The organism is Massilia sp. LXY-6, assembly GCF_051233485.1.
Classification (GTDB): domain Bacteria; phylum Pseudomonadota; class Gammaproteobacteria; order Burkholderiales; family Burkholderiaceae_D; genus Telluria.
In genome coordinates this window covers 1-22,029 of sequence record NZ_JBKFGF010000078.1, presented here as the reverse complement: position 1 = coordinate 22,029, position 22,029 = coordinate 1, and the positions used below count along the sequence as shown (strand labels likewise).

Below are 22,029 nucleotides of genomic sequence, written 5' to 3'. Positions count from 1 at the left end.
AAACACATCCTCCGCATCCGCCGGCGCGAAGCCGGCGTCGGCATCGTCACCGCGATCTTCCTGCTGGTCGTGCTGGCCGGCCTGGGCGTGGCCATGGTCGGGATCTACACCTCGCAGCAGGGCAGCGCCAACCTCGATCTGCTGGGCGCGCGCGCCTACCAGGCCGCGCGCGCCGGACTGGAATGGGGCATTTTCCGCCGCACCCGTAACGGCGCCTGCGCGGCCGAGACGATGTTCATGATGCCGGCCGGGACTTCGCTGTCGGGCTTCAGCGTGGTCGTCAAGTGCCAGCCGCAGGGGACGGGCGACCTGACGCGTTTCGTCGTCACCTCGACCGCCTGCAACATCGCCGACGCGGCCGGCCGCTGTCCCGACGTGAACGACGCGGAATTCGTGCGCCGTACCCTGGAGGCGGAACTATGAGGCAGCGCTTCGCCAGCCGCTGGCTTGCCTTATTCGTCGGTGTCCTGCTGCTGGCAGGGGGGCTGCCGGCGCGCGCCGACGCCCCGGTCTCGCTGTTCCAGAGCTTGCGCGGCAACCTCAACTTCACGGGGACCGAGGAGACCCAGCGCAACAAGGACGACAGCAAGTCCTGCAGCGTGTCCAATCCGAACAAGAAGCTGTCCGCCTCCCTGTCCGGCATTCCGAGCGGCGCCACCATCAAGAGCGCCCAGCTGTACTGGGCCGGCTCGGGCGCCACGCCCGACTATACGGTGAGCCTCGACGGCGTCAGCGTGACCGCGACCGCCAAGCGGCAATACATCGCGAAGCCCAGCAGCAACGGCATCACGTACGCGTATTTCAGCGGCGCGGCCGACGTCACCGCCCAGGTGGCGAAGAAGGGCAACGGGACCTACACCTTCAACGACCTGACGGTCGACAATGGCGAACCGTGGTGCAGCGCGCACACCGTGCTCGCCGGCTTCGCCCTGGTCGTGGTGTACGCGCACCCGAACGAGCCGTTCCGCATGCTGAACCTGTACGAAGGCTTCCAGGCCTTCCAGAACAACGGCGTGACGATCGACCTCGGCGACTTCAACGTCCCGAACCCGCTGCCGGCCAATGTCACCGGGCGCGTCGGCCACATCACCTGGGAAGGCGACGCCGTCCTGTCGCAGGGGGGCGAGGACCTGCTGTTCAACGGCCACCAGCTGTCGGACGCGATCAACCCGGCAGGCAACCAGTTCAACTCGGCCAGCAACGTCACCGGGGACACGCGCTCCTACGGCATCGACTTCGACGTCTACACCCTGGCCCCGCCGCTGATCCAGCCGGGGCAGACCACGGCGTCCTCCACCTACCGGTCCGGCCAGGACCTGGTACTGCTCGGCGCCGAGATCGTCGCCATGCCCTACGTGGGGAACGCCGACCTGTCGCTGGCCATGACCCGCACCGGCGACCTGACGGTGGGCAGCTCGACCAACTACACGCTGAGCGTGACCAACGGCGGCCTCGACGACGAGATCGGCCCGGTGACCATCGTGGACACCCTGCCTGCCGGGCTCAATCTGATCTCGGCGGGCGGCGCCGGCTGGACCTGTTCGACTGTCCAGAGCAATGGCCAGACGATCGTTACCTGCACCCAGCCCGGACCGCTCAAGCCGGGGGCCAGGATGTCGCCGCTGGTAATCGCGGTGACGCCGACCGCGGCCGCGAATTACACGAATACGGCCACCGTGTCCGGCAAGACCGGCGACAACAACAGCGCCAACAACACGGCCAGCAACAGCGCCACCGCGGCCGACAGCAGCTCCGCGGCGTTCGTGTTCACCAGCGAGGCCTGCACGGATGGCCAGAAGATCGTCACCTCGCCGCAGGAGACCGGATGCCACCGCTTCATCGGGCCGGTCGTCGCGGCGGCCCAGAACACGGCGGTCTATATCACGGCCGTCAAGAGCGGCCAAATCGCCAGCAAGATGCAGGATACCGACTATCCGCTGTCGCTGGACTTCAGGTTCGCTTGCCTGCCGAATTCCGGCGTCGCCATCGCCTATGCCGGCAGGACCGATTTCGATTGCGGCGGCACCTGGCGGACGGTGGGCGCCAAGCTCCCGGCCGGCAAGCCGAGCGCCGTGCTGGCCGGCGGGGCCGCGCTCGCGCCCCTGTTCTACGCCGACACCGGCCGGGTGTCGTTGACGCTGCGCTGGAATGGCGCCATCGTCGGTACGGTCGACTTCATCTCGAAGCCGGCCGATATCCGCTTTCAACGGGTGTTCCGCGCCGACGGCACCGACGACTACATGGGCACGGCGGGCGACAACTGGCTGAAGGACGAGCGCTACGGCTTCGCCAGGGCCGGCGATCCCTTCACCATGCGCGTCGGCGCCCTGATGGCGAACAACCAGTTCGCGCCCAGCTTCGGCAAGGAGCCGGTCGAGCTGACAGGCGTGCTGCCGGACGACACGATCGACCTCGACCTGCGGCTCGACCTGTTCCTGTTGAACCCGAAGGTCAGCCCGAAACTGGCGATCGACGACAAGACCGGCGTGGTGGTCGATGCGTTCGCGTTCGACCAGCCGTTTGCGCGCAACGCCGGTGTCGCGGGCTTCGGGGCTATGGACGCCCAGGTGCGCTGGTACGAGGCCGGGAATGTCGCCGCCACCCCTTACCTCATCGACTACCTGGGAACGGGGCAGGTCGGGGGGCCGCCGGGGGACGTCGGTGTGTACCCGGAGAAACGGGTCGTGAATGGCACGCACGTCATCGGCCGTTTCTATCCCGACCATTTCGTGACCGACGTGAATGCCAATTTCAATTGCCTGCCGGCGATGAACTGCCCGGCGGTCTCGAGCGACCCCGCCAAGCCGACTTTCCCGGTCAGCGGCGTCGCCTATTCGCGGCAACCCTTCAGTTACACGGTCACGCCGTATGGTGTGCCGCGCAACGGCGAGCCGACCTTGTTGTCGCTGTTCCAGAACGACAGCGCGCGCCCGGTCACGCTGACGGCCGCCAAGGCGCCCAACGATGCGGCGACGCCGGCAACCGGTTCGCTCACGGCCGCTGCGATGCCGACCAGTACCGGCCCCACCGATTTTCCGCAACTGAAGGGTGCGGCCAGTTACAGTACCGGCAATCCCTACAATCCGGCCACCGCGGTGTCGCGCAGCGCGGGCGACTGGGGCGCGCCGACCCTGGTCTACCTGCGCGCAAGCATGACCGAAACCATCCTGCCCGGCGGCAGCGCGAATCCGGTCATCACGTCGCGGATCCCCGCCGGCACCTGGACGCCGCAAAACGAAGACGGCCTGCTGGTCGTGGCTGGCCGCCTGTTCGTGCCGAACGTGTTCGGCACCGACCTGCTGCGCCTGCCGGTGCCGCTGGCCGCCCAGTACTGGAATGCCAGCGCCTGGGCCGCCAGCGCCAGCGACGAAGCCGGCCTGGTGGCCTCCGCCATCCGGCCGCTGAGCAACGGCTGCAGGAAGTTCTTCGCCCAGGACGGGAAGTCGGGAGCGTGCACCGCCAATCCTCTGACGGTGGCCGGCGCCGTCCCGCTCGCCCTGACCCACGGCAAGGCCACCCTGATGCTGCAGGCGCCACCACGCGGGACCGTGGGCAGCGTCGACTACACGCTCGACAGCGCCGACGCTCCCTGGCTGCCCAGCACCCAGGCGCGCGCCACCTTCGGCCTGTACAAAAGCCCGCTGATCTACCTGCGCGAGCTGTATTGAGGATACCGGGCGGTAAAAATGTGGTGAAAACCGAAAATATTTTTCCACAGTGAAAAAATGGTATCGGCTTTCAGCGTAAGTTGAATATAATCAAGGAACTAGCGAAATCCTTCCGAAACTCACCAAATCCCACCGCCACCGCATGCGTTTTTTAAGGAAAACACAAAAGACAGAAGCCTGGCTGGCGATGGTATTGCAGCGCGACGGCATCGCCGCCGCCAGCGTGCGCCGTCCAGTCTCGGGAAAGCCTGCGTTGGCGGTGGCCGCTTTCTTTCCCGGCGCACCTGGCGCCGACGCGCTGGAAAAGGCCGGCAAGGAGCTGCATGCCGCGAACTACCGCTGCACCACCGTGCTGGGCGGCGGCGATTACCAGTTCATGTCGGTGGAGGCACCGAACGTGCCGCGCGAGGAACTCAAGACCGCGATGCGCTGGCGCCTGAAGGACCTGCTCGACTTTCCCGTGCTTGAAGCGACCTACGACGTCCTCGACATTCCGCTCGACCCCAACGCCGCGGCGCGGCCCCAGCAAAGCGTGTTCGCGGTGGCCGCGCGCAACAGCACGATCCAGGCGCGCCAGAGCCTGTTCACCCAGGCCCGGATCCGCCTGTGCACCATCGACATTCCCGAAATGGCCCAGCGTAACGTCTCCGCCATGCTGGAGCCGGAAGGCCGCGGCATCGCCATGCTGTCGTTCGGCGAGGATGGCGGGCTGCTGACCGTGTCCTGGCGCGGCGAACTGTATCTGTCGCGCCGCATCGACGTGTCCCTGACCCAGCTGCTGGACAGCGACCAGGAGCGGCGCCACCACAGCTTCGACAAGGTCACCCTCGAGTTGCAGCGCTCGCTCGACAATGCCGAGCGCCAGTTCTCCTTCATCAGCGTGGCCAAGCTCGTGCTGGCCCCGAGCGGCGCCGACGGCCTGCAGGAATACCTGGCCGGCAACCTGTACACCCGCGTCGAGACCCTCGACCTGGGGCAGTTGCTGGACCTGGACGGCATGCCCGAACTGCGCGAACCGGCACGCCAGCAGCGCTTCTTCGTCGCCATCGGCGCCGCGCTGCGCATGGAGGAGGGCGCGACATGAGCCAGCAAGTCAACCTTTTCAATCCGGCCTTCCTGCAGACGAAGAAGCTCTTCACGGCCGCCACCATGGCCGCTGCGCTGGGCGTGCTGGCGCTCGGCCTGACGGTCATGGGCGTAGCCGCCAGGGTGCGCGTGGCCAGCCTGCAGGCCCAGGCCGACCAGGGCGCGGCCCAGCTCGAGAGGACCCAAAAGCGGCTGGCCAGCGTGAGCGCCGAATTTGCCCCGCGCAAGGAAGATCCGCAGCTGGCCGAGGAACTGTCCCGGGCCCAGGACGAGCTGTTGGGCCTGAAGGAAGTCGCCGGCGTGATCGAGCGCGGCGAACTGGGCAACACCGAGGGCTATGCCGAATACTTCCGCGCGCTGGCGCGCCAGAGCGTGGACGGCCTCTGGCTGACCGGCGTCAGCATCGCCGGCGCCGGCCTCGACCTCGGCGTGCGCGGGCGCGCGCTCGATCCAGCCCTGGTGCCGGGTTTCCTGGGCCGCCTGCGCAACGAACGCGTCATGCAGGGCAAGCCGGTCGGCAGCCTGCAGATCGGCGAGGCCGCCGCGCTGAAGGTCGTCCGGGACGGCAAGGAAAGCAGCGCCCCGGCGCCGTACGTCGAATTCAGCCTGCAGTCCACGCCCCAGGCAAAGCCCGGAGCCGCGCCATGAAACAACGCTGGCTGAGCTTCGCCGCGCGCGTCGACGCGCTGAGCCAGCGCGAGCGCATCCTGAGCTTCGGCGCCGCCGCGGCCGCGCTGGCCTTCATCGCCAACCTGGGCGTGCTCGGCCCGCTGCTGCGCAAGCAGGAACTGCTGCGCAGTCAGGTCGTGCAGCAGCAGAACAACATCGCCGGCATCAACGCCGAGATCACCCAGAAACTGCAGGCGGCCGCAGCCGATCCGGATGCGCCGGCACGCGCCCGGCTGGCGGCGACCCGCGAGGAATCGGGCCGGCTGACCGAGAGCCTGCGCGCGATGCAGCAGGGCCTGGTGGCGCCGGAGCGTGTGGCGCCGCTGCTGGAGGCGATCCTGCGCGCCAACGGACGCCTGAAGATGGTGTCGCTGCGCACCTTGCAGGTCGAACCCTTGAGCGGGATCGGCGCGGACAAGGACGCCGCCGCCACCGCCGCCGCGCCGAAGTCGCCGGCGAAGCGCGAACTGCTGTTCCGCCACGGCGTCGAACTCATCGTGCGCGGCAGCTACCTCGACATGGTCGATTACATGACCGCGCTGGAAGGGCTGCCGGCCCAGCTGTTCTGGGGCAAGGCCCAACTCGAGGTCGAGGAATACCCGAGCGTGCGCCTGACCCTGACCCTGTACACCCTGAGCCTGGACGAAAAATGGATGAAGATCTGAGCCCGGCGCGCGCGGCGGCGCGCGTGGCCCCGAAGTTCGCGATCCTGTGGCTGCTGCTTGCCGGCCCCGTGCAGGCGCAGGACAAGGTACATGAGCAGGTACACGGGCAGGCCCACGGCGAGACGCTGCGGGACCCGACCCGTCCGCCGGCCGCCGCGCAGTTCGCCGGAGCGGCGCCGGGCGCCGCCGCGGCAACAGCCGGCGGTCCGCGCCTGCAGAGCATCCTGGTCGCGCGCGAGGCGGGCGGCCGCCACCTGGCGGTGATCGATGGCGAAACCGTGCGCCTGGGCGGGCAGTTCCAGGGCGCGCGCGTGGCCCGGATCGGCGACAACGAAGTCGAACTGGTGCGCGGCGCCGAACGCCAGGTGCTGCGCCTGTACGCCGAGGAAGCGTCCGGCGTCACGCCGGTACGCGCGCACCCACAGGCGCAGGCAAGGCGCTGAGAGCCCGAGACGAGGACGAATACGATGCAACACACATTTTCGATGACGCTGCTGGCGGCGGTAGTGCTGGCCGGTTGCCAGAGCACCCCGGGCGGCACCACCTACGACGAGATCAAGCGCGAAGTCGCCGGTGCCGGCGCCGCCAACAAGCGCGCCCCCGCCGCGCCGGCGCTCGACGATGCCGTCGCCAACGCGCTGCTGCCGCCGGCATCGAGCCTGGCGACCCAGCTGCCGAAGGCCAGGGCGGCGCTCGAGGAACGCTTCAACGTCTCCTTCAACAACGTCCCGGCCCAGCAGTTCTTCCGTTCGATCGTTGCCGGCACGCGCTACAACATCCTGGTGCATCCGGACGTCAGCGGTTCGATTACCGCCAACCTGAAGGACGTGACCCTGCAGGAGACCCTGGACGCGGTGCGCGAGATGTACGGCTACGACTACCGGATCGAAGGCACCCGCATTTCGATCAAGCCGCTGACCATGCAGACCAAGATGTTCCGCGTGAACTACCTGGTCGGCAACCGCCGCGGGGTGTCGAACCTGCGCGTCTCGTCGACCTCGGTGTCGAACGCCGTCAACAACCAGAACGGCGGCCAGGGCAACAACCAGAATAACCAGAATAACCAGAACAATCAGAACAACCCGAACAATCCGAACGGCCAGAACCAGTCCCAGGTCGAGAGCACCGACGTCAGCACCAGCTCGAGCACCGACTTCTGGGGCGACCTGAAGACCTCCATCGAAGCCATCGTCGGCTCGAAGGAGGGCGGGCGCAGCGTGGTGGTGAGCCCGCAGTCGGGCGTGATCGTGATCCGCGCCATGCCGGAGGAGCTGCGCAACGTCGATGCCTACCTGAAGGCGACCCAGCTGGCGGTCGACCGCCAGGTGATCCTGGAAGCAAAGATCCTCGAGGTCGAACTGAACGACAGCTTCCAGAGCGGCGTGAACTGGGCCTCCTTCGCCTCGCTCAGGAGCGGCCATGACAACCGCGTCTCGGGCGGCCTGCTGGCGCCGGGTTCGACCCTGACCCCGCTGCCGTTCAACGGCGGCCAGCCGCCCGCCATCAGCGACCCGAGCACCGGCCTGTCGGCCAGCTCCGGCTTCTCGCTGTCGAACGCGGCCGCCACCGCCGGCTCGATGTTCGGCCTGGCGGTCCAGACCAGCAATTTCGCGGCCTTGATCTCCTTCCTGGAGACCCAGGGCACGGTGCATGTCCTGTCCAGCCCGCGCGTGGCGGCGGTCAACAACCAGAAGGCGGTGCTGAAGATCGGTACCGACGAATTCTTCGTGACCGGCGTGACCACCAATACCAACTCGACCGCGGCCGGCACCACCACCACGCCGAGCGTGACCCTGCAGGCCTTCTTTTCGGGCGTGGTGCTGGACGTGACGCCGCAGATCGACGACCGCGGCAACATCCTGCTGCACGTGCACCCCTCGGTGAGCCAGGTGTCGACCGTGAACAAGGCCGTGAGCCTGGGCTCGGCCGGCAATCTGAACCTGCCGCTGGCGGCATCGGCAACCTCGGAGCTGGACAGCATCGTGCGCGGCTCGAACGGCCAGGTGGTGGCGATCGGCGGCCTGATGCGCCAGTCCTCGACCGCCGACAACTCGCAGGTGCCGGTGGCCGGCAGCGTGCCGGTGCTGGGCAATCTGTTCGGCGCGAAAAAACGCGTCAACCAGAAGCGCGAGCTGGTGGTGCTGATCAAGCCGACCATCGTCGAAGGCATCAACAACTGGAACGACGACTTGCTCGACGCCGGCCGCCGCATCGAGCAGCTCGATCCGCGCACGCGGGGGATACGCTGATGTACACCACCCACTTCGGCCTGCGTGAAGCGCCGTTCGGCATCACGCCGGACACCAGCTTCTTCTTCGGCAGCCCGCGTTCGCAGGAAGCCCTGAACACGCTGCTGGTGGCGGCGCGCAACGGCGAAGGCTTCATCAAGATCACCGGCGAGGTCGGCACCGGCAAGACCCTGTTGTGCCGCAAGTTCATGGCGACCCTGGGCCCGGGCTTCGTCACCGCCTACATCCCGAATCCCTACCTGGAGCCGCGCACCCTGATGCTGGCCCTGGCCGACGAACTCGAGATCCGGCTCGACAAGGACGTCGATCAGCACCGCCTGCTGAAGTCGATCATGGACCGCCTGCTCGACCTGGCCGGGCAGGGCAAGCGCGTGCTGCTGTGCCTCGACGAAGCGCAGGCGATTCCGGTCGAGAGCCTGGAGGCGCTGCGCCTGCTGACCAACCTGGAAACGGAAAAGCGCAAGTTGCTGCAGATCGTGCTGTTCGGCCAGCCGGAGCTGAACCGCAAGCTGGAACTGGAATCGATCCGCCAGCTGGCCCAGCGCATCACCTTCCACTACCACCTCGGGCCGCTGAGCCGCGACGACCTCGATTTCTACGTCGCCCACCGGCTGCGCGTGGCCGGCTTCGGCGGCGCGCGCCTGTTCTCGCGCGGCGCGATCGCGCGGCTGTACGCGGCCAGCGGCGGCGTGCCGCGCCTGGTGAACGTGCTGGCGCACAAGGCACTGATGCTGTGCTATGGCGAAGGCGGCCACGCCATCACCCGCGCGCACGTGGGCGCGGCCGCGACGGACACCCTGGCGACCAGCGGCAAGCGCCGCCGCATCCTGCCCTGGGCCACCGTCGGCGCCTTGCTGGCCGGCGCGGCTGCCGGCGTCACCTGGGTGATCACGAGATCATGAGCCTGATTAACAAGATGCTCCAGGACCTCGATGCGCGCGGCACGCCGGGCGCCGACTCCTTCCCGCCCCAGATCCGGCCGGTGGCGCGCGCGCGCGCAAGCTTGCCTGGCCGTGCGAACGTCCGGACCATCGCGGCCGCATCCGGCGGCGCGGTCGCCACCCTGGCCCTGGCCTGGTACGGCTGGACCCAGTACGGGCAGGCGCCTGCCGCGGACAAGCCGCGCGTGGCCGCCGCGAGTGCAGCCGGTGTCGCCAGGCCGGCGCCGGCCCCGATCACGCCGGCGCAGGGCATGAGCAGCACCATCACCGTGGGAACGGCGAACGCCGGTGCGTCCGCGCCGCCGCTCGCCGTTCCGGCACCGTTGCCGGCACCCGTAGCGCCCGCGCCGGAGCCGCTTGCCGCAGGCGCAGCCGCCCCCGCAGCCGCCCCCGCCAGGCCTGCCCGGCGCGACGACGCCCCCGCCGCCGCAACCGCCGACAAGCACGCGGCCCGGAAAGCTGCGGCGCCCGAGGCCTTGACGCCGGCCGCCCGGCCGAAAAGCGTGGCGGGCTTCGAACCGGACAGCGAGGAAGCGCGCGCCGCGCGCCAGGCCATCATGGCCCAGTTGCAGGCGCGGATGGAAGCCAGCGCCCTCAAGCCTCGCGCTCGCAAGGCGGCAACGCTGGCGGCGGCCGGCGCCGACGCACCCGGTGCCGCAAAGGCCAAGGGCAAGCACGGCGGGGCCGATGGCCGCCAGGAATCGGCGTCGCAGCGCGCCGAAGGCGAGTACCGCCGTGCGCTGGCCAGCCTGCAGGACGGCCGCGTGACGGAAACCGTCGCCGCGCTGGAGCAGGTCCTGAGGCTCGATCCCGGCCACGACGCCGCGCGCCAGACCCTGGTGGGGCTGCTGATCGAAGCGAAGCGCGGCGACGAAGCGATCCGCCACCTGCAGGCCGGCCTGGCCCTGAATGTGCGCCAGCCGGCGCTGGCGATGCTGCTGGCGCGCATGCAGATCGAGCGCGGCGGCTCGGGCATCGAGACGCTGACCCGGACCCTCCCGTACGCCGGGAGCAACGCCGATTACCACGCCTTCCTGGCCGGCGCCCTGCAGCGCGACCAGCGCTACCGCGAGGCGTCCGAGCAGTACCATGCGGCGCTGCGCGCGATGCCCGGCAATGGCGTGTGGTGGATGGGCCTGGGGATGTCGCTGCAGGCCGAGAAGCGCAATGCCGAGGCCCAGGAAGCGTTCCAGCGTGCGCGTGCCAGCGGGACGCTGTCGGCGGAGCTGCAAGCGTTCGTGGAGCGGCGCCTGCAGCAGCTCAGCCGCTGAGCCGTAAGCTGCGCGCCAAGGCGAGCCGCTTCCCGGTCGTCCCCGTGAAGGCGGGAACGACGCTCAAGCTTCAGACTTTCGCCAGCCGTTCCAGCGCCACCCGCAGCGTCTCATCCTGCTTGGCAAAGCAGAACCGCACGATGCCCGATTCCTTGCCCTGGCTGTAGAAAGCCGACACCGGAATCGCCGCCACCTTGATCTCGCGCGTCAGCCACTGCGCGAATTCCGATTCGCTCAGGTTCGACACCGCATCGTACTTCACGCACTGGAAATAGGTGCCGTCCGCCGGCAGCAGCGTGAAGCGGGTGCGCGCCAGGCCGTCGCGGAACAGGTCGCGCTTCTTCTGGTAGAAGGCCGGCAGCTCCAGGTAGGGCTGCGGATCGCGCATGTAGCCGGCCAGGCCGTGCTGCATCGGCGTGTTCACGGTGAACACGTTGTACTGGTGGACCTTGCGGAACTCCGCCGTCAGGCTGCCTGGCGCCGCCACATAGCCGACCTTCCAGCCGGTCACGTGATAGGTCTTGCCGAAGCTGGAGACGACGAAGGCGCGTTCGGCCAGCCTCGGGTCGCGGCTGACCGACTCGTGCCGCTGTCCGTCGTAGACCATGTGCTCGTAGACCTCGTCCGACAGGATCAGGATATCGGTGCCTTCGACGATGGCGGCGAGGGCGTCCAGGTCGGCGCGGCGCAACATCGAGCCGGTCGGGTTGTGTGGGCTGTTAATGACGATCATGCGGGTGCGCGGGCTCACGGCCGCGGCAATCTCGTCCCAGGGCACGCTGTAGCCGCTGGAGTCGACCCGCATCGACACCGTCACCGGCACGCCGCCGGCCAGCTGCACGGCCGGCAGGTAGCTGTCGTAGGCCGGTTCGATGATGATGACTTCGTCGCCCGGATGCACGGCGCACAGGATCGCGGTGGTCAGTGCCTGGGTGGCGCCGGCCGTGACCGTGATCTCGGTGGCGGCATCGTAGGCGCGGCCGTACAGGGCCTGGATCTTGGCGGCGATGGTCTCGCGCAGCAGCGGCACGCCGGACATCGGCGGATACTGGTTCAGGCCGGCGCGCATGGCGTCGTCGACCAGCCCGAGCAGGCGCGGGTCGCAGCCGAAGTCCGGGAATCCCTGGCCGAGATTGACCGCGCCGTGTTCGGCGGCGAGGGCTGACATGAGGGTGAACACGGTGGTGCCGACGGCCGGCAGGCGCGATTGGAGAACGGGAGTGGGCATGGTGGTTTTACGGTTGGGAGCCCAGTTTGACCCAGGCTTCGGGTTGCATGATCCGGAACAGGCCTTCGCGCGCGGTCTTTTTGGCCAGCTTGAGCAGGGCCTTGTCCTTGGTGACAAGGATGGCGGCATCGGCGTCGCGCGCGATCTCGAGGAATTTCTGGTCGTCGCGGTCGGTGCAGACCGGCAGGCGGATCGCGCGGCTGTCGGGCGCCACTACGCGGATCAGGGCGTCGAAGCGCGCCGCGGCATCCGGCCGGGTGCTGTCGTCGAGCGGCAGGTGGGGGTAGTGCAGGACGTGCAGGTATTCGTCGCGGCAATCGGCCCGGGTCACGGCATCGACCGTGCCGTTTTCCAGCGCGGCCAGCAGGCTGGCCCAGCGCGGGTCGCGGAACACGAACAGGTCGAGGCAAACATTGGTGTCGATGACGATGGGTTTTTCCAGAGCAGGTATCATGTCGGCAATTCTACCGGTTGTACCAGTTTCTTACCTATGCTGATCGTTCTATCACCCGCCAAATCGCTCGACCTCGATACCCCACCCACCACCGACCGCCACACCACCCCGCAATTCATCGACCGCGCCGCGGAGCTGATCCGCGTTCTGAAGGAGTATTCGCCGGCGCAGGTCGGTGCGCTGATGAGCATCTCCGACCCGCTGGCGGTGCTGAACGTGACCCGCTACGCCAGCTGGCATCCGGACCACCTTGAAGCGCGCCAGGCCGTGATGTCCTTCGACGGCGACGTCTACACGGGCCTGGACGCGCGCAGCCTGGCGCCGCAGGCACTGGCCTACCTGCAGGACCACGTGCGCATCCTGTCCGGCCTGTACGGCGTCCTGCGCCCGCTCGACCGGATGCATCCCTACCGCCTGGAGATGGGCACGAAGCTGGCCAACCCGCGCGGCAAGGACCTGTACGCGTTCTGGGGCGAGACGGTGACGGGCGCGCTGAACGAGGCGCTGGTGGCAAATGGGGCGGACGCGCTGGTGAACCTGGCCTCGGAAGAATACTTCAGGTCGGTCAAGCCGAAGCTGCTGGACGTGCCGGTGATCGTGCCGGTGTTCGAGGACTGGAAGAACGGCAAGTACAAGATCATCTCCTTCTTCGCCAAGCGCGCGCGCGGGATGATGGCGCGCTATGCGGCCGAGCGGGGCATCACCGATCCGCAGCGGCTGAAGGAATTCGATGTCGACGGCTACGCCTTCGATGCGGGTGTGTCGACGGAGAAGGAGTGGGTGTTCCGGCGCAGAGTAGAGGCCGGGTAAACAGAATCTGTCGTTCCCGCGCGGGCGGGAATCCAAGTTTTACATGAGCAGTCGAAACGCCGGCCAACCTGGGTCCCCGCCTGCGCGGGGCGACGTTTTGCGGCATAAAAAAACGCCTGCGCTCGGCAGGCGTTTTAGTGTTTACCGCAGATTTACTGCACAGCATCCTTCGGCGCCGGCTGCGCGCCCGATTTCGCCCAGAACTTCCACCACGCCGCATCGCCGCTGCCCTTGCCGCCCAGGAAGCGGCTGTTCGGGTAGTTCGCCTGGAACAGGCGCTGGGTGTCGTCGCGCAGGTCCGGCATGCCCAGCTTGTCATAGCTGCGGATCATGATGAACAGCGCTTCCTCGCGCGCCGGCGAGGTCGGGAAGTTGGTGACGGCGTCCTGCGCACGGTTCAGGGAGGCCAGGTAGGCGCCGCGGCGGTAATAGTAGTTCGCCACGTGGACCTCGTAGGAAGCCATCGCGTTGATCAGGTAGTTCATGCGCTGGATCGAGTCCGGCGCATATTTGCTGTTCGGGAACTTGTCGACCAGTTCCTTGAACGCGGCGAAGGCTTCGCGGGTCGCCTTCGGGTCGCGTTCGGTCGGATCCTGGGCGTAGATGAAGCTCATGAAGCCGATCTGGTCGTTGAAGTTGATCAGGCCGCGCAGGTAGTACATGTAGTCGACGTTCGGGTGGTTCGGGTGCAGCTTGATGAAGCGCTCCACCGATGCCAGCGCCTCCGCCTGGTCCTGGGCTTTATAGTGCGCGTAAGCGATTTCCATCTGCGCCTGTGTCGCATAGGTGCCGAACGGGTAGTTCGTTTCAAGCTTCTCGAACAGCTTGATGGCAGCTTCGTAGTGGAAGCCGTCCATTTCCTCACGCGCGTCAGCGTATAATTTCGACGCTGACACGTTCTTGCTCTCGTCGGAGCCTTTCGGTAACAAACCGCAAGCTGACAAACTGAGCAGGGCACACGTCACGACCAATACAGACAATTTTTTTTGCATGAGCTTTTTGCAAGAAAGTTTTTACCGAGATTCAACGAACGGCTGATTATAGCCGATGGGAACAACGTGATATTAAATGCTGCGCCGAAATCGGCGGAAATGCCTTTCGACCCCGATTTGGACGACGAACTGGACGCCGAGTTCACCCCCGAACCCGGCTTGTCCCCGAGCGGCGTCGACTTTTCGCCGATTACCCTGACCCTGCATCCCGAGCACTGCGGCCAGCGCCTCGACAAGGTCGTGGCCGGCCTGGTGCCGCAGTTCTCGCGCAGCCGCCTGCAGCAGTGGTTCGACGCCGGCCACATCACCGTCGACGGCAAGCCGGCGAAGGGCAAGGGTACGGCCTACGGCGACGAGACCATCGTCGTGGTGCCGCAGCCGGCGCCGGAAGACACGGCCTTCACGCCGGAAGCGATGGCACTCGACATCGTCTACGAGGACGAGTCCATCCTCGTGATCAACAAGCCGGCCGGCCTGGTCGTGCACCCCGGCTCGGGCAACTGGTCCGGCACGCTGCTGAACGGTCTGCTGCATTATTGCCCGCAACTGGTGTCGGTGCCGCGCGCCGGCATCGTGCACCGTCTCGACAAGGATACCAGCGGCCTGATGGTGGTCGGCAAGACCCTCGAGGCGCAGACCGACCTGGTGCGCCAGTTGGCCGCCCGCACCGTGAAGCGCGAATACTTCGCCCTCGTGTGGGGCACGCCGCGCCTGTCCGGCACGGTCGACTCGCCGATCAGCCGCCACCCGACCGAGCGCACCAAGATGGCGGTGTCGAATGCGCCGATGGCCAAGCCGGCGATCACGCACTACGAACTGCTGGCAAAGGGTGAGCTGGACCGCCGCCCGGTCAGCCTGGTGCAGTGCCGCCTCGAAACCGGCCGCACCCACCAGATCCGGGTGCACATGCAGTCGCTGGGCTACAGCCTGGTCGGCGATACCGTGTACGGCAAGCCGCACCTGCTGTCCTTCTTCCACCGCCAGGCCCTGCAGGCGCGCCGCCTGGGCCTGAGCCATCCGGCCACCGGCGAGCACATGGAGTGGGTCGTGCCGCTGGCGGCCGATTTCGCCGAACTGCTGGCGCGCGCCGGCATCGACGAGCCGGAAGCGGCCTGATGGCGGGACTCCAGGACGCGATCCGGCCGCACTGGCCGGACTTGCCCGCCAATATCGGCGCACTGGCGACCACCCGTCTCGGCGGCGTCAGCGCGGCTCCCTTCGATGACGGCAAGGGCGGCGGCGGCCTGAATCTCGGCCTGCACGTGAAGGACGATCCGGAAGCGGTGCGCGCGAACCGCGCGCGCCTGCAGTCCCTGCTGCCGGGACGTCCTGCCTGGATCTCGCAGGTGCACGGCGCCGAGGTGGTCGACGCCAGCATGGTCCAGCCGGGCGCGCCGGTAAGGGTCGGCGATGCCAGCATTGCGACAGAGGCCGGCGTGGTGTGCGCGATCCTCACGGCGGATTGCCTGCCGGTGCTGTTCGCGGACCTGGACGGCAACGTGGTCGGCGCAGCCCATGCCGGCTGGCGCGGACTGGCGGGCGGCGTGCTTGGCGCCACCGTGGCGGCGATGCGCGCACAAGGGGCCGGCGAGATCACGGCCTGGCTCGGGCCGGCGATCGGCCCGCAAGCCTTCGAGGTCGGGCCGGACGTGCTCGACGCCTTCCGCGCCGCGCTGCCGGATGGCGGGCATGCGGAGGGCTTCCGCCCCTATCCTGGGCGTGAAGGCAAATATCTGGCGGACATGAACTTGCTGGCGCGCCGCCTGCTGGCGCGCGTCGATGTAGTCCGTGTGCATGGCGGCGGCCACTGCACCTTCACCGAACGCGAACGCTTCTATTCCTATCGCCGCGATGGGGCGGGGAGCGGGCGCCAGGCTAGCCTGATCTGGCAAGTTTGATCTGGATCAATTGGTAGGGGCGTCGCCGCGCTTAGAGTGCTGACTTTTCCGCTTGCGCGCACGCCGCACGCGTCCGCGCTGCCATGCTCCCGTCAGGTAGAAAACGAGAGATAATGGCAAGATGCCGTAAAACAGAAACGTCATGATGCCGGCGATCACGGATGGCTCGGTGGCCGCCATCAGGGTCACGACATACATCCATCCGATGGCGACGATCCACATAACGTTTTCCTGGTTGCACGCTTGAATACCCGATTCTAAACAATGGACGCCGATATGAATACGCTAGATGCCGCTCAGCCGCCAGGCGCTGCCTGGATGTCGCAGTTTTCCGATCCCTCCGTTTGGCAGTCTTGGATGAAGTTTCCCGACCCGTCGGCCTTTGGCGGCGGCATGGCCCAGCAGGCGGCACCGGTGATGCGCATGCTGAGCGACTTCGGTGCCGGCCTGCCGCAAGCCAAGATGGACGCGCTGCGCAACGACTACTTGCAAAAGGCGATGCGCCTGTGGCAGGACGTCATGACCGGCAAGCCTCCCGAATTCAAGGACAAGCGTTTCTCGGCGCCCGAGTGGACCGCGAACCCGATGGCGGCCTTCAGCGCCGCGTCCTACCTGCTGAACTCCGAATTCCTGATGGCGATGGCCGAAGCGGTCGAAACGCCTTCGCGGGACAAGCACAAGATCCGCTTCGCGGTGCAGCAGATCATCGACGCGCTCTCGCCCGCCAACTTCCTGGCGACGAATCCGGAAGCCCAGCAGAAGCTGATCGACACCAATGGCGAGAGCCTGACCAAGGGCTTGCAGAACATGCTGGCCGACATGCAGAAGGGCCGCATCTCGCAGTCCGACGAGTCGGCCTTCGAGGTCGGCCGCAACGTCGGCATCACGCCGGGCACGGTGGTGTTCGAAAACGAGCTGTTCCAGCTGATCCAGTACACCCCGGCCAGCCCGACGGTGCACGAGGTACCGCTGCTGATGGTGCCGCCCTGCATCAACAAGTTCTATATCCTCGACCTGCAGCCGGAAAATTCGCTGGTGCGCTATCTGGTGGAGCAGGGCAATACCGTGTTCATGATGTCCTGGCGGAATCCGGACCAGTCGCTGGGCAACAAGACCTGGGACGACTTCGTCGAGCAGGGCGCCATCCAGGCGCTGAACGTCGCGCGTGAAATCTCCGGCAAGGAAAAAGTGAACGTGTTCGGCTTCTGCGTCGGCGGCACCATCGCCGCCACCGCGCTGGCGGTGGAAGCGGGGCGCGGACGGCAGCCGGCGGCCAGCCTGTCGCTGTTCACCACCCTGCTCGACTTTTCCGACAACGGCGTGCTCGACGTGTTCGTCGACGAGGCCCAGGTCGCCCGGCGCGAGCAGCAACTGGCGCGCGGCGGCCTGATGCCGGGCCGCGACCTGGCGACCACCTTCTCGTCGCTGCGGCCGAACGACCTGGTGTGGAACTACGTCCAGCAGAACTACCTGAAGGGCAAGACGCCGCCGGCCTTCGACCTGCTGTACTGGAACGCCGACAGCACCAACCTGCCGGGTCCAATGTATTGCTGGTACCTGCGCAACACCTACCTGGAAAACAAGCTGAAGGAGCCGGGTGCGCTGACGGTGGCGGGAGTCTCCGTCGACCTCGGCAAGATCGACTGCCCGGTGTTCGTCTATGGCTCGAAGGAAGACCACATCGTGCCCTGGGAAGCGGCGTTCGCCTCGATGAACCTGCTGAACCCGAAGAAGGCGAAGGCGAACCCGAAGCTGAACCGCTTCGTGCTGGGTGCCTCCGGTCATATAGCGGGCGTCATCAACCCGGCCTCGAAGAACAAGCGCAGCTACTGGGTCGGCCAGGCCAACGGCCGCGCTCGTCCGAAGAGCCCGGCCGACTGGTTCGCCGACGCCACCGAAGTGAAGGGCAGCTGGTGGCCGGAATGGGCGAAATTCCTGGCCGAGAACGGCGGCGAGGACGTCGCGCCGCCGGCCCAGCCGGGCAGTGCACGCTACCAGCCGATCGAGCCGGCGCCGGGCCGCTACGTCAAGGCGCGCGCCGACTGAGCATGCCCGTAAGTTCTTGATGGACAGGCAACTTGCCATAAAAATACGTGAGTTGCCTGTTGAATAATTGCTGCGCCTGCGTTCACAACGTGGTATTTTAGAGAATATCCTCTTGGAACGGAGACGCCGCGGCACTGCCAGCATGCCCGCGGATCGCATAACAAAAGCGCTGCGGCGCAATATTTGGAACCTGAGATGAGCAGTGGAAAAAAGAGCAGCGAACGCTTGATCAAGAAATACCCGAACCGCCGGCTGTACGACACCCAGACCAGCTCCTACATCACCCTGTCCGACGTCAAGCAGCTCGTGCTCGACGCCGACGAGTTCACGGTGGTCGATGCCAAGACCAGCGAAGACCTGACCCGCAGCATCCTGCTGCAGATCATCCTCGAGGAAGAGGCACACGGCGTGCCGATGTTCTCGAGCGGCGTGCTGTCCCAGATCATCCGCTACTACGGCCATGCGATGCAGGGCATGATGGGGTCTTACCTGGAAAAGAACGTCCAGGCCTTCACCGACATCCAGAACAAGTTCGTCGGCTCCACCGCCGGCGCGCTCGAGGGCAAGCCGCTCTCGACCGAGATGTGGACCCAGTTCATGAACATCCAGGGCCCGATGATGCAGGGCATGATGAACAACTACATCGACCAGAGCAAGAACCTGTTCCTGCAGATGCAGGAGCAGATGCAGAGCCAGAGCAAGGCGATGTTCGGCACCTTCCCATTCGGCGTGCCGCCGGAAAAGAAATAACCTCGTCGTCCCCGCGGAGGCGGGGACGACGCTGATGGCGATTCCGCCACTCAGCAGTTCCCATTTTCATCCCTCGGTTTTCCTCATCCCCCGCTTCCTGTACAATCGCGGATTGCCCAGAATTTTCCGCCGCAATCCACATGCCTGAACTCCGCCGCAATCCGCTTCCCGATTCCCACCTTGCCGCCACTGCCGTCGCCGAAGCGCCGGCGCCGGTCGTGATTCCGCCGGCCCCGGCGACCAACGGCGCCGCACCCAAGGTCGGCTTCGTCTCGCTCGGCTGCCCGAAGGCGCTGGTCGACTCCGAACAGATCCTGACCCAGCTGCGCGCGGAAGGGTACGAGACCGCCAATTCCTACGACGGCGCCGACCTCGTGATCGTCAACACCTGCGGCTTTATCGACGCCGCCGTGCAGGAATCGCTGGACGCCATCGGCGAAGCGCTGGCCGAGAACGGCAAGGTGATCGTCACCGGCTGCCTGGGCGCCAAGAAGGATGCCGCGGGCGACGATATCATCACCAAGGTGCACCCGAAGGTGCTGGCCGTGACCGGTCCGCATGCCGTCACCGAGGTGATGCAGTCGGTCCACCTGCACCTACCGAAACCGCACGACCCCTTCGTCGACCTGGTGCCGGACCACGGCGTCAAGCTGACCCCGAAGCACTACGCCTACCTGAAGATTTCGGAAGGCTGCAACCATCGCTGCAGCTTCTGCATCATCCCGTCGATGCGCGGCGACCTGGTGTCGCGCCCGATCCACGAGGTGCTGAAGGAAGCGGAAAACCTGTTCAAATCCGGCGTCAAGGAACTGCTGGTGATCTCGCAGGACACCAGCGCCTACGGCGTCGACGTCAAGTTCCGCACCGGCTTCTGGAACGGCCGTCCGATCAAGACCCACATGACCCAGTTGGCCGAGGCACTGGGCGAGATGGCCAAGGAGTACGGCGCCTGGGTGCGCATGCACTACGTCTACCCGTATCCGCACGTCGACCAGGTGATCCCGCTGATGGGCGAGAACCTCGTGCCCTACCTCGACATCCCGCTGCAGCACGCGCATCCGGACGTCCTCAAGCGCATGAAGCGCCCGGCCAGCGGCGAAAAGAACCTGGACCGCATCCTGGCCTGGCGCAAGATGAACCCGGACCTGGTGATCCGCTCGACCTTCATCGCCGGCTTCCCGGGCGAGACGGAAGAGGAGTTCGAATACCTGCTCGACTTCCTGCGCGAGGCGCAGATCGACCGCCTGGGCTGCTTCGCCTACTCGCCGGTCGAAGGCGCGAGCGCCAACGAACTGGCGAATCCGGTGCCGGAAGCGGTGCGCGAGGAACGCCGCGCGCGCGTGATGCTGCTGCAGGAAGAGATTTCGCTGAAGCGCATGCAGGCCAAGGTCGGCAAGAAAATCCGCGTGCTGGTCGACGAAGTCGGGCCGCGCGAAGCGATCGGACGCTCGAACGCGGACGCGCCGGAAATCGACGGCGTGGTCCACATCAAGCGCGCGCTCCAGCCGGGCAAGGCCAAGCCGGTAGTCGGCGAATTCATCGAGGTGGTGGTGACCAAGGCGGATGCGCACGATTTGTGGGCGACGGTAGCCTGAGAGTTGACTCGTCGTTCCCGACCTAACCGGCCCCCAGGTCCGTAGAGCTGCCGGAACGCACGCAAACTTAGGTCCCCGCCTGCGCGGGGACGACGTAGCATGGACTCGCGATGAGCAAAAAATCCCTCCAGACCACCCTGATCCACAGCGGCTACCGGGCCCCCGCAGGCTTCGAAGCTTTTCCGAGCGCCATCCACCATGCGTCGACGGTCCTGTTCAAGGACGTCGCCAGCATGCGCAGCGGCGACTGGAAGAACAAGAACGCATATACCTACGGCCTGCACGGCACCCCGACCACCTTCACGCTCGAAGCCCGCCTGGCCGAGATCGAGGGCGGCAATCACTGCCTGCTGGCGCCCTCCGGCCTGGCCGCGATCGCGATGATCGACCTGGCCCTGCTGAAGTCCGGCGACGACGTCCTGCTGCCGGATAACGTCTACAACCCTAACCGCGAACTGGGACGCTGGCTGTCCGCCGACTTCGGCATCACGGCGCGCTATTACGATCCCTTGATCGGTGCCGGCATCGCCGACCTGATCCAGCCGAACACGAAGCTGATCTGGACCGAGGCGCCGGGATCGGTGTCGATGGAAGTGCCGGACCTGCGCGCGATCTGCGCCGTGGCGAAGGCGAAGGGCGTGCTGGTGGCGCTCGACAATACCTGGTCGGCCGGGATCGCGCTGCGCGCCTTCGACCTCGGCGTCGATATCGTCATGCAGGCCCTGACCAAATACCAGTCGGGCGGATCGGACGTGCTGATGGGTGCCGTGATCACCCGCGACAAGGCGCTGAACGACCGCATCGCGCTGTCCCACATGCGCTTGGGGATGGGCGTCAGCGCCGACGATGCCTACCTGGTCATGCGCGGCCTGCCGACCATGAAGCTGCGCTTCGAGGCCCATGACGCCGCCGCGCGCAAGCTCGCTGGCTGGCTGAAGGCCCGTCCGGAAATCACGAAGGTGCTGCACCCCGCTTTCCAGGATTGCCCCGGCCACGAACATTTCGAGCGCGACTTCACGGGCGCCGGCGGCCTGTTCTCGGTGCTGTTCGACGCCCGCTATACCGAGCAACAGACCGACCGCTTCGTCGATGCCTTGACGCTGTTCGGCATCGGCTACAGCTGGGGCGGCGCCAACAGCCTGGTGATGCCGTACCGGATCCAGGGCATGCGCCGCAACTGGCCGGATGCGGGCATCCTGGTGCGCTTCAATGTCGGCCTCGAAGACACAGAAGACTTGATCGCGGATCTAGAGCAGGCGTTTGCGCAACTCTGATACGGGTTCCCGCCTGCGCGGGAAGTCGTTTAGCCGAGTTCCTTGACCAGCGCGGGCACGATCTCGAACAGGTCGCCGACGATGCCGTAGTCGGCCACCGAGAAGATCGGCGTTTCCGGATCCTTGTTGATGGCGCCGATGGTCTTCGAGTCCTTCATGCCGGCCAGGTGCTGGATCGCGCCGGAAATACCCACCGCGATGTACAGGGTCGGCGCGACGATCTTGCCGGTCTGGCCGACCTGCCAGTCGTTCGGCACGTAGCCGGCGTCCACCGCGGCGCGCGAGGCACCCATGGCGGCGCCCAGCTTGTCGGCCAATGGTTCCAGGATCTTGAAGTTGTCGCCGGAACCCATGCCGCGGCCGCCGGAGACGACGATCTTGGCGCCGGTCAGTTCCGGACGGTCCGACTTGGCCAGTTCGCGGCCGACGAAGC

At 66.7% G+C, this 22,029-nt stretch carries 21 protein-coding genes; 16 read left to right on the top strand and 5 right to left on the bottom strand.

From position 1 onward, the window contains the following. The 9 genes from ACI48D_RS24985 to ACI48D_RS24945 form a co-directional block, all read left to right on the top strand. Positions 1-423 (top strand): agglutinin biogenesis protein MshP (locus ACI48D_RS24985; RefSeq protein ID WP_435573947.1); only part of this gene is annotated, 423 nt, incomplete at its 5' end. Continuing rightward, positions 420-3,668, top strand: a complete 3,249-nt coding sequence (locus tag ACI48D_RS24980; RefSeq protein WP_435573946.1) for a DUF6701 domain-containing protein — start codon at positions 420-422, stop codon at positions 3,666-3,668. The genes ACI48D_RS24985 and ACI48D_RS24980, both read left to right, overlap by 4 nt. A gap of 187 nt (positions 3,669-3,855) precedes the next feature. Further along, the gene (gene pilM / locus ACI48D_RS24975; RefSeq protein WP_435573945.1) at positions 3,856-4,752 is read left to right on the top strand and encodes a type IV pilus biogenesis protein PilM; all 897 of its coding nucleotides are present in this window, start codon (positions 3,856-3,858) and stop codon (positions 4,750-4,752) included. Next, entirely contained in the window at positions 4,749-5,402 is a 654-nt protein-coding gene (locus ACI48D_RS24970) for a hypothetical protein (RefSeq protein WP_435573944.1), read from the top strand. Before pilM ends, ACI48D_RS24970 begins: the two co-directional genes overlap by 4 nt. Continuing rightward, positions 5,399-6,088: a hypothetical protein gene (locus ACI48D_RS24965; protein ID WP_435573943.1), complete on the top strand. Its 690-nt coding sequence runs from the start codon at positions 5,399-5,401 to the stop codon at positions 6,086-6,088. The genes ACI48D_RS24970 and ACI48D_RS24965 overlap by 4 nt, the downstream gene beginning before the upstream one ends. Continuing rightward, positions 6,073-6,531, top strand: a complete 459-nt coding sequence (locus tag ACI48D_RS24960) for a hypothetical protein (protein WP_435573942.1) — start codon at positions 6,073-6,075, stop codon at positions 6,529-6,531. The genes ACI48D_RS24965 and ACI48D_RS24960 overlap by 16 nt, the downstream gene beginning before the upstream one ends. A 24-nt stretch (positions 6,532-6,555) precedes the next feature. Next, a complete protein-coding gene (mshL, locus tag ACI48D_RS24955; RefSeq protein ID WP_435573941.1) occupies positions 6,556-8,337 on the top strand; it encodes a pilus (MSHA type) biogenesis protein MshL in 1,782 nt (593 codons plus the stop codon). Continuing rightward, the gene (locus ACI48D_RS24950) at positions 8,337-9,239 is read left to right on the top strand and encodes an ExeA family protein (protein WP_435573940.1); all 903 of its coding nucleotides are present in this window, start codon (positions 8,337-8,339) and stop codon (positions 9,237-9,239) included. Before mshL ends, ACI48D_RS24950 begins: the two co-directional genes overlap by 1 nt. Next, the gene (locus tag ACI48D_RS24945; RefSeq protein WP_435573939.1) at positions 9,236-10,549 is read left to right on the top strand and encodes a tetratricopeptide repeat protein; all 1,314 of its coding nucleotides are present in this window, start codon (positions 9,236-9,238) and stop codon (positions 10,547-10,549) included. Before ACI48D_RS24950 ends, ACI48D_RS24945 begins: the two co-directional genes overlap by 4 nt. Before the next feature lie 70 nt (positions 10,550-10,619). On the opposite strand, the gene ACI48D_RS24940 is transcribed toward ACI48D_RS24945, so the two are convergent. Together ACI48D_RS24940 and ACI48D_RS24935 are read right to left on the bottom strand one after the other, a co-directional pair. Next, a complete protein-coding gene (locus ACI48D_RS24940; RefSeq protein WP_435573938.1) occupies positions 10,620-11,777 on the bottom strand; it encodes a pyridoxal phosphate-dependent aminotransferase in 1,158 nt (385 codons plus the stop codon). Positions 11,778-11,784: 7 nt separating this feature from the next. Then, positions 11,785-12,231 carry a putative toxin-antitoxin system toxin component, PIN family gene (locus ACI48D_RS24935; RefSeq protein ID WP_435573937.1) on the bottom strand — a complete coding sequence of 149 codons (447 nt, stop codon included), beginning with the start codon at positions 12,229-12,231 and terminating at the stop codon, positions 11,785-11,787. Positions 12,232-12,267: 36 nt separating this feature from the next. Between ACI48D_RS24935 and yaaA the strand changes: the two genes are divergently transcribed. Next, positions 12,268-13,041, top strand: coding sequence for a peroxide stress protein YaaA (gene yaaA / locus ACI48D_RS24930; protein ID WP_435573936.1), 774 nt, complete (start codon positions 12,268-12,270; stop codon positions 13,039-13,041). 152 nt (positions 13,042-13,193) lie between these two features. On the opposite strand, the gene ACI48D_RS24925 is transcribed toward yaaA, so the two are convergent. Next, entirely contained in the window at positions 13,194-14,033 is an 840-nt protein-coding gene (locus ACI48D_RS24925) for an outer membrane protein assembly factor BamD (protein WP_435573935.1), read from the bottom strand. Between the two features lie 99 nt (positions 14,034-14,132). On the opposite strand from ACI48D_RS24925, the gene ACI48D_RS24920 reads away from it, so the two are divergent. After that, positions 14,133-15,149, top strand: coding sequence for an RluA family pseudouridine synthase (locus tag ACI48D_RS24920; RefSeq protein WP_435573934.1), 1,017 nt, complete (start codon positions 14,133-14,135; stop codon positions 15,147-15,149). Further along, the gene (pgeF, locus tag ACI48D_RS24915; RefSeq protein ID WP_435573933.1) at positions 15,149-15,931 is read left to right on the top strand and encodes a peptidoglycan editing factor PgeF; all 783 of its coding nucleotides are present in this window, start codon (positions 15,149-15,151) and stop codon (positions 15,929-15,931) included. Before ACI48D_RS24920 ends, pgeF begins: the two co-directional genes overlap by 1 nt. 6 nt (positions 15,932-15,937) lie before the next feature. Here the strand turns inward: pgeF and ACI48D_RS24910 are convergent, their stop codons facing one another. Then, a complete protein-coding gene (locus ACI48D_RS24910) occupies positions 15,938-16,153 on the bottom strand; it encodes a hypothetical protein (protein ID WP_435573932.1) in 216 nt (71 codons plus the stop codon). Positions 16,154-16,207: 54 nt separating this feature from the next. Here ACI48D_RS24910 and phaC point away from each other — a divergent pair, with 54 nt between their 5' ends. The 4 genes from phaC to ACI48D_RS24890 all read left to right on the top strand — a co-directional run bounded on the left by phaC (position 16,208) and on the right by ACI48D_RS24890 (position 21,596). Next, positions 16,208-17,977, top strand: coding sequence for a class I poly(R)-hydroxyalkanoic acid synthase (gene phaC / locus ACI48D_RS24905; RefSeq protein ID WP_435573931.1), 1,770 nt, complete (start codon positions 16,208-16,210; stop codon positions 17,975-17,977). Between the two features lie 195 nt (positions 17,978-18,172). After that, the gene (gene phaR, locus ACI48D_RS24900; RefSeq protein WP_435573930.1) at positions 18,173-18,727 is read left to right on the top strand and encodes a polyhydroxyalkanoate synthesis repressor PhaR; all 555 of its coding nucleotides are present in this window, start codon (positions 18,173-18,175) and stop codon (positions 18,725-18,727) included. A gap of 140 nt (positions 18,728-18,867) precedes the next feature. Continuing rightward, the gene (gene rimO / locus ACI48D_RS24895) at positions 18,868-20,322 is read left to right on the top strand and encodes a 30S ribosomal protein S12 methylthiotransferase RimO (RefSeq protein ID WP_435573929.1); all 1,455 of its coding nucleotides are present in this window, start codon (positions 18,868-18,870) and stop codon (positions 20,320-20,322) included. A 110-nt stretch (positions 20,323-20,432) separates the two neighbouring features. Further along, a complete protein-coding gene (locus ACI48D_RS24890) occupies positions 20,433-21,596 on the top strand; it encodes a cystathionine beta-lyase (RefSeq protein ID WP_435573928.1) in 1,164 nt (387 codons plus the stop codon). 29 nt (positions 21,597-21,625) lie between these two features. Here ACI48D_RS24890 and ACI48D_RS24885 read toward each other — a convergent pair. Further along, the coding region (locus tag ACI48D_RS24885; RefSeq protein ID WP_435573927.1) for an electron transfer flavoprotein subunit alpha/FixB family protein at positions 21,626-22,029 on the bottom strand (404 nt) is incomplete at its 5' end.

What these genes read in the sequence shown, in the direction of transcription:
- ACI48D_RS24920 (WP_435573934.1), top strand. Translation starts at nt 14,133, where the DNA reads ATGCCTTTCGACCCCGATTTGGACGACGAACTGGACGCCGAGTTCACC.
- ACI48D_RS24940 (WP_435573938.1), bottom strand. Translation starts at nt 11,777, where the DNA reads ATGCCCACTCCCGTTCTCCAATCGCGCCTGCCGGCCGTCGGCACCACC.
- ACI48D_RS24980 (WP_435573946.1), top strand. Translation starts at nt 420, where the DNA reads ATGAGGCAGCGCTTCGCCAGCCGCTGGCTTGCCTTATTCGTCGGTGTC.
- pgeF (WP_435573933.1), top strand. Translation starts at nt 15,149, where the DNA reads ATGGCGGGACTCCAGGACGCGATCCGGCCGCACTGGCCGGACTTGCCC.
- yaaA (WP_435573936.1), top strand. Translation starts at nt 12,268, where the DNA reads ATGCTGATCGTTCTATCACCCGCCAAATCGCTCGACCTCGATACCCCA.
- ACI48D_RS24965 (WP_435573943.1), top strand. Translation starts at nt 5,399, where the DNA reads ATGAAACAACGCTGGCTGAGCTTCGCCGCGCGCGTCGACGCGCTGAGC.
- ACI48D_RS24970 (WP_435573944.1), top strand. Translation starts at nt 4,749, where the DNA reads ATGAGCCAGCAAGTCAACCTTTTCAATCCGGCCTTCCTGCAGACGAAG.
- phaR (WP_435573930.1), top strand. Translation starts at nt 18,173, where the DNA reads ATGAGCAGTGGAAAAAAGAGCAGCGAACGCTTGATCAAGAAATACCCG.
- ACI48D_RS24945 (WP_435573939.1), top strand. Translation starts at nt 9,236, where the DNA reads ATGAGCCTGATTAACAAGATGCTCCAGGACCTCGATGCGCGCGGCACG.
- ACI48D_RS24950 (WP_435573940.1), top strand. Translation starts at nt 8,337, where the DNA reads ATGTACACCACCCACTTCGGCCTGCGTGAAGCGCCGTTCGGCATCACG.
- phaC (WP_435573931.1), top strand. Translation starts at nt 16,208, where the DNA reads ATGAATACGCTAGATGCCGCTCAGCCGCCAGGCGCTGCCTGGATGTCG.
- rimO (WP_435573929.1), top strand. Translation starts at nt 18,868, where the DNA reads ATGCCTGAACTCCGCCGCAATCCGCTTCCCGATTCCCACCTTGCCGCC.
- ACI48D_RS24960 (WP_435573942.1), top strand. Translation starts at nt 6,073, where the DNA reads ATGGATGAAGATCTGAGCCCGGCGCGCGCGGCGGCGCGCGTGGCCCCG.
- mshL (WP_435573941.1), top strand. Translation starts at nt 6,556, where the DNA reads ATGCAACACACATTTTCGATGACGCTGCTGGCGGCGGTAGTGCTGGCC.
- ACI48D_RS24935 (WP_435573937.1), bottom strand. Translation starts at nt 12,231, where the DNA reads ATGATACCTGCTCTGGAAAAACCCATCGTCATCGACACCAATGTTTGC.
- ACI48D_RS24910 (WP_435573932.1), bottom strand. Translation starts at nt 16,153, where the DNA reads ATGTGGATCGTCGCCATCGGATGGATGTATGTCGTGACCCTGATGGCG.
- pilM (WP_435573945.1), top strand. Translation starts at nt 3,856, where the DNA reads ATGGTATTGCAGCGCGACGGCATCGCCGCCGCCAGCGTGCGCCGTCCA.
- ACI48D_RS24925 (WP_435573935.1), bottom strand. Translation starts at nt 14,033, where the DNA reads ATGCAAAAAAAATTGTCTGTATTGGTCGTGACGTGTGCCCTGCTCAGT.
- ACI48D_RS24890 (WP_435573928.1), top strand. Translation starts at nt 20,433, where the DNA reads ATGAGCAAAAAATCCCTCCAGACCACCCTGATCCACAGCGGCTACCGG.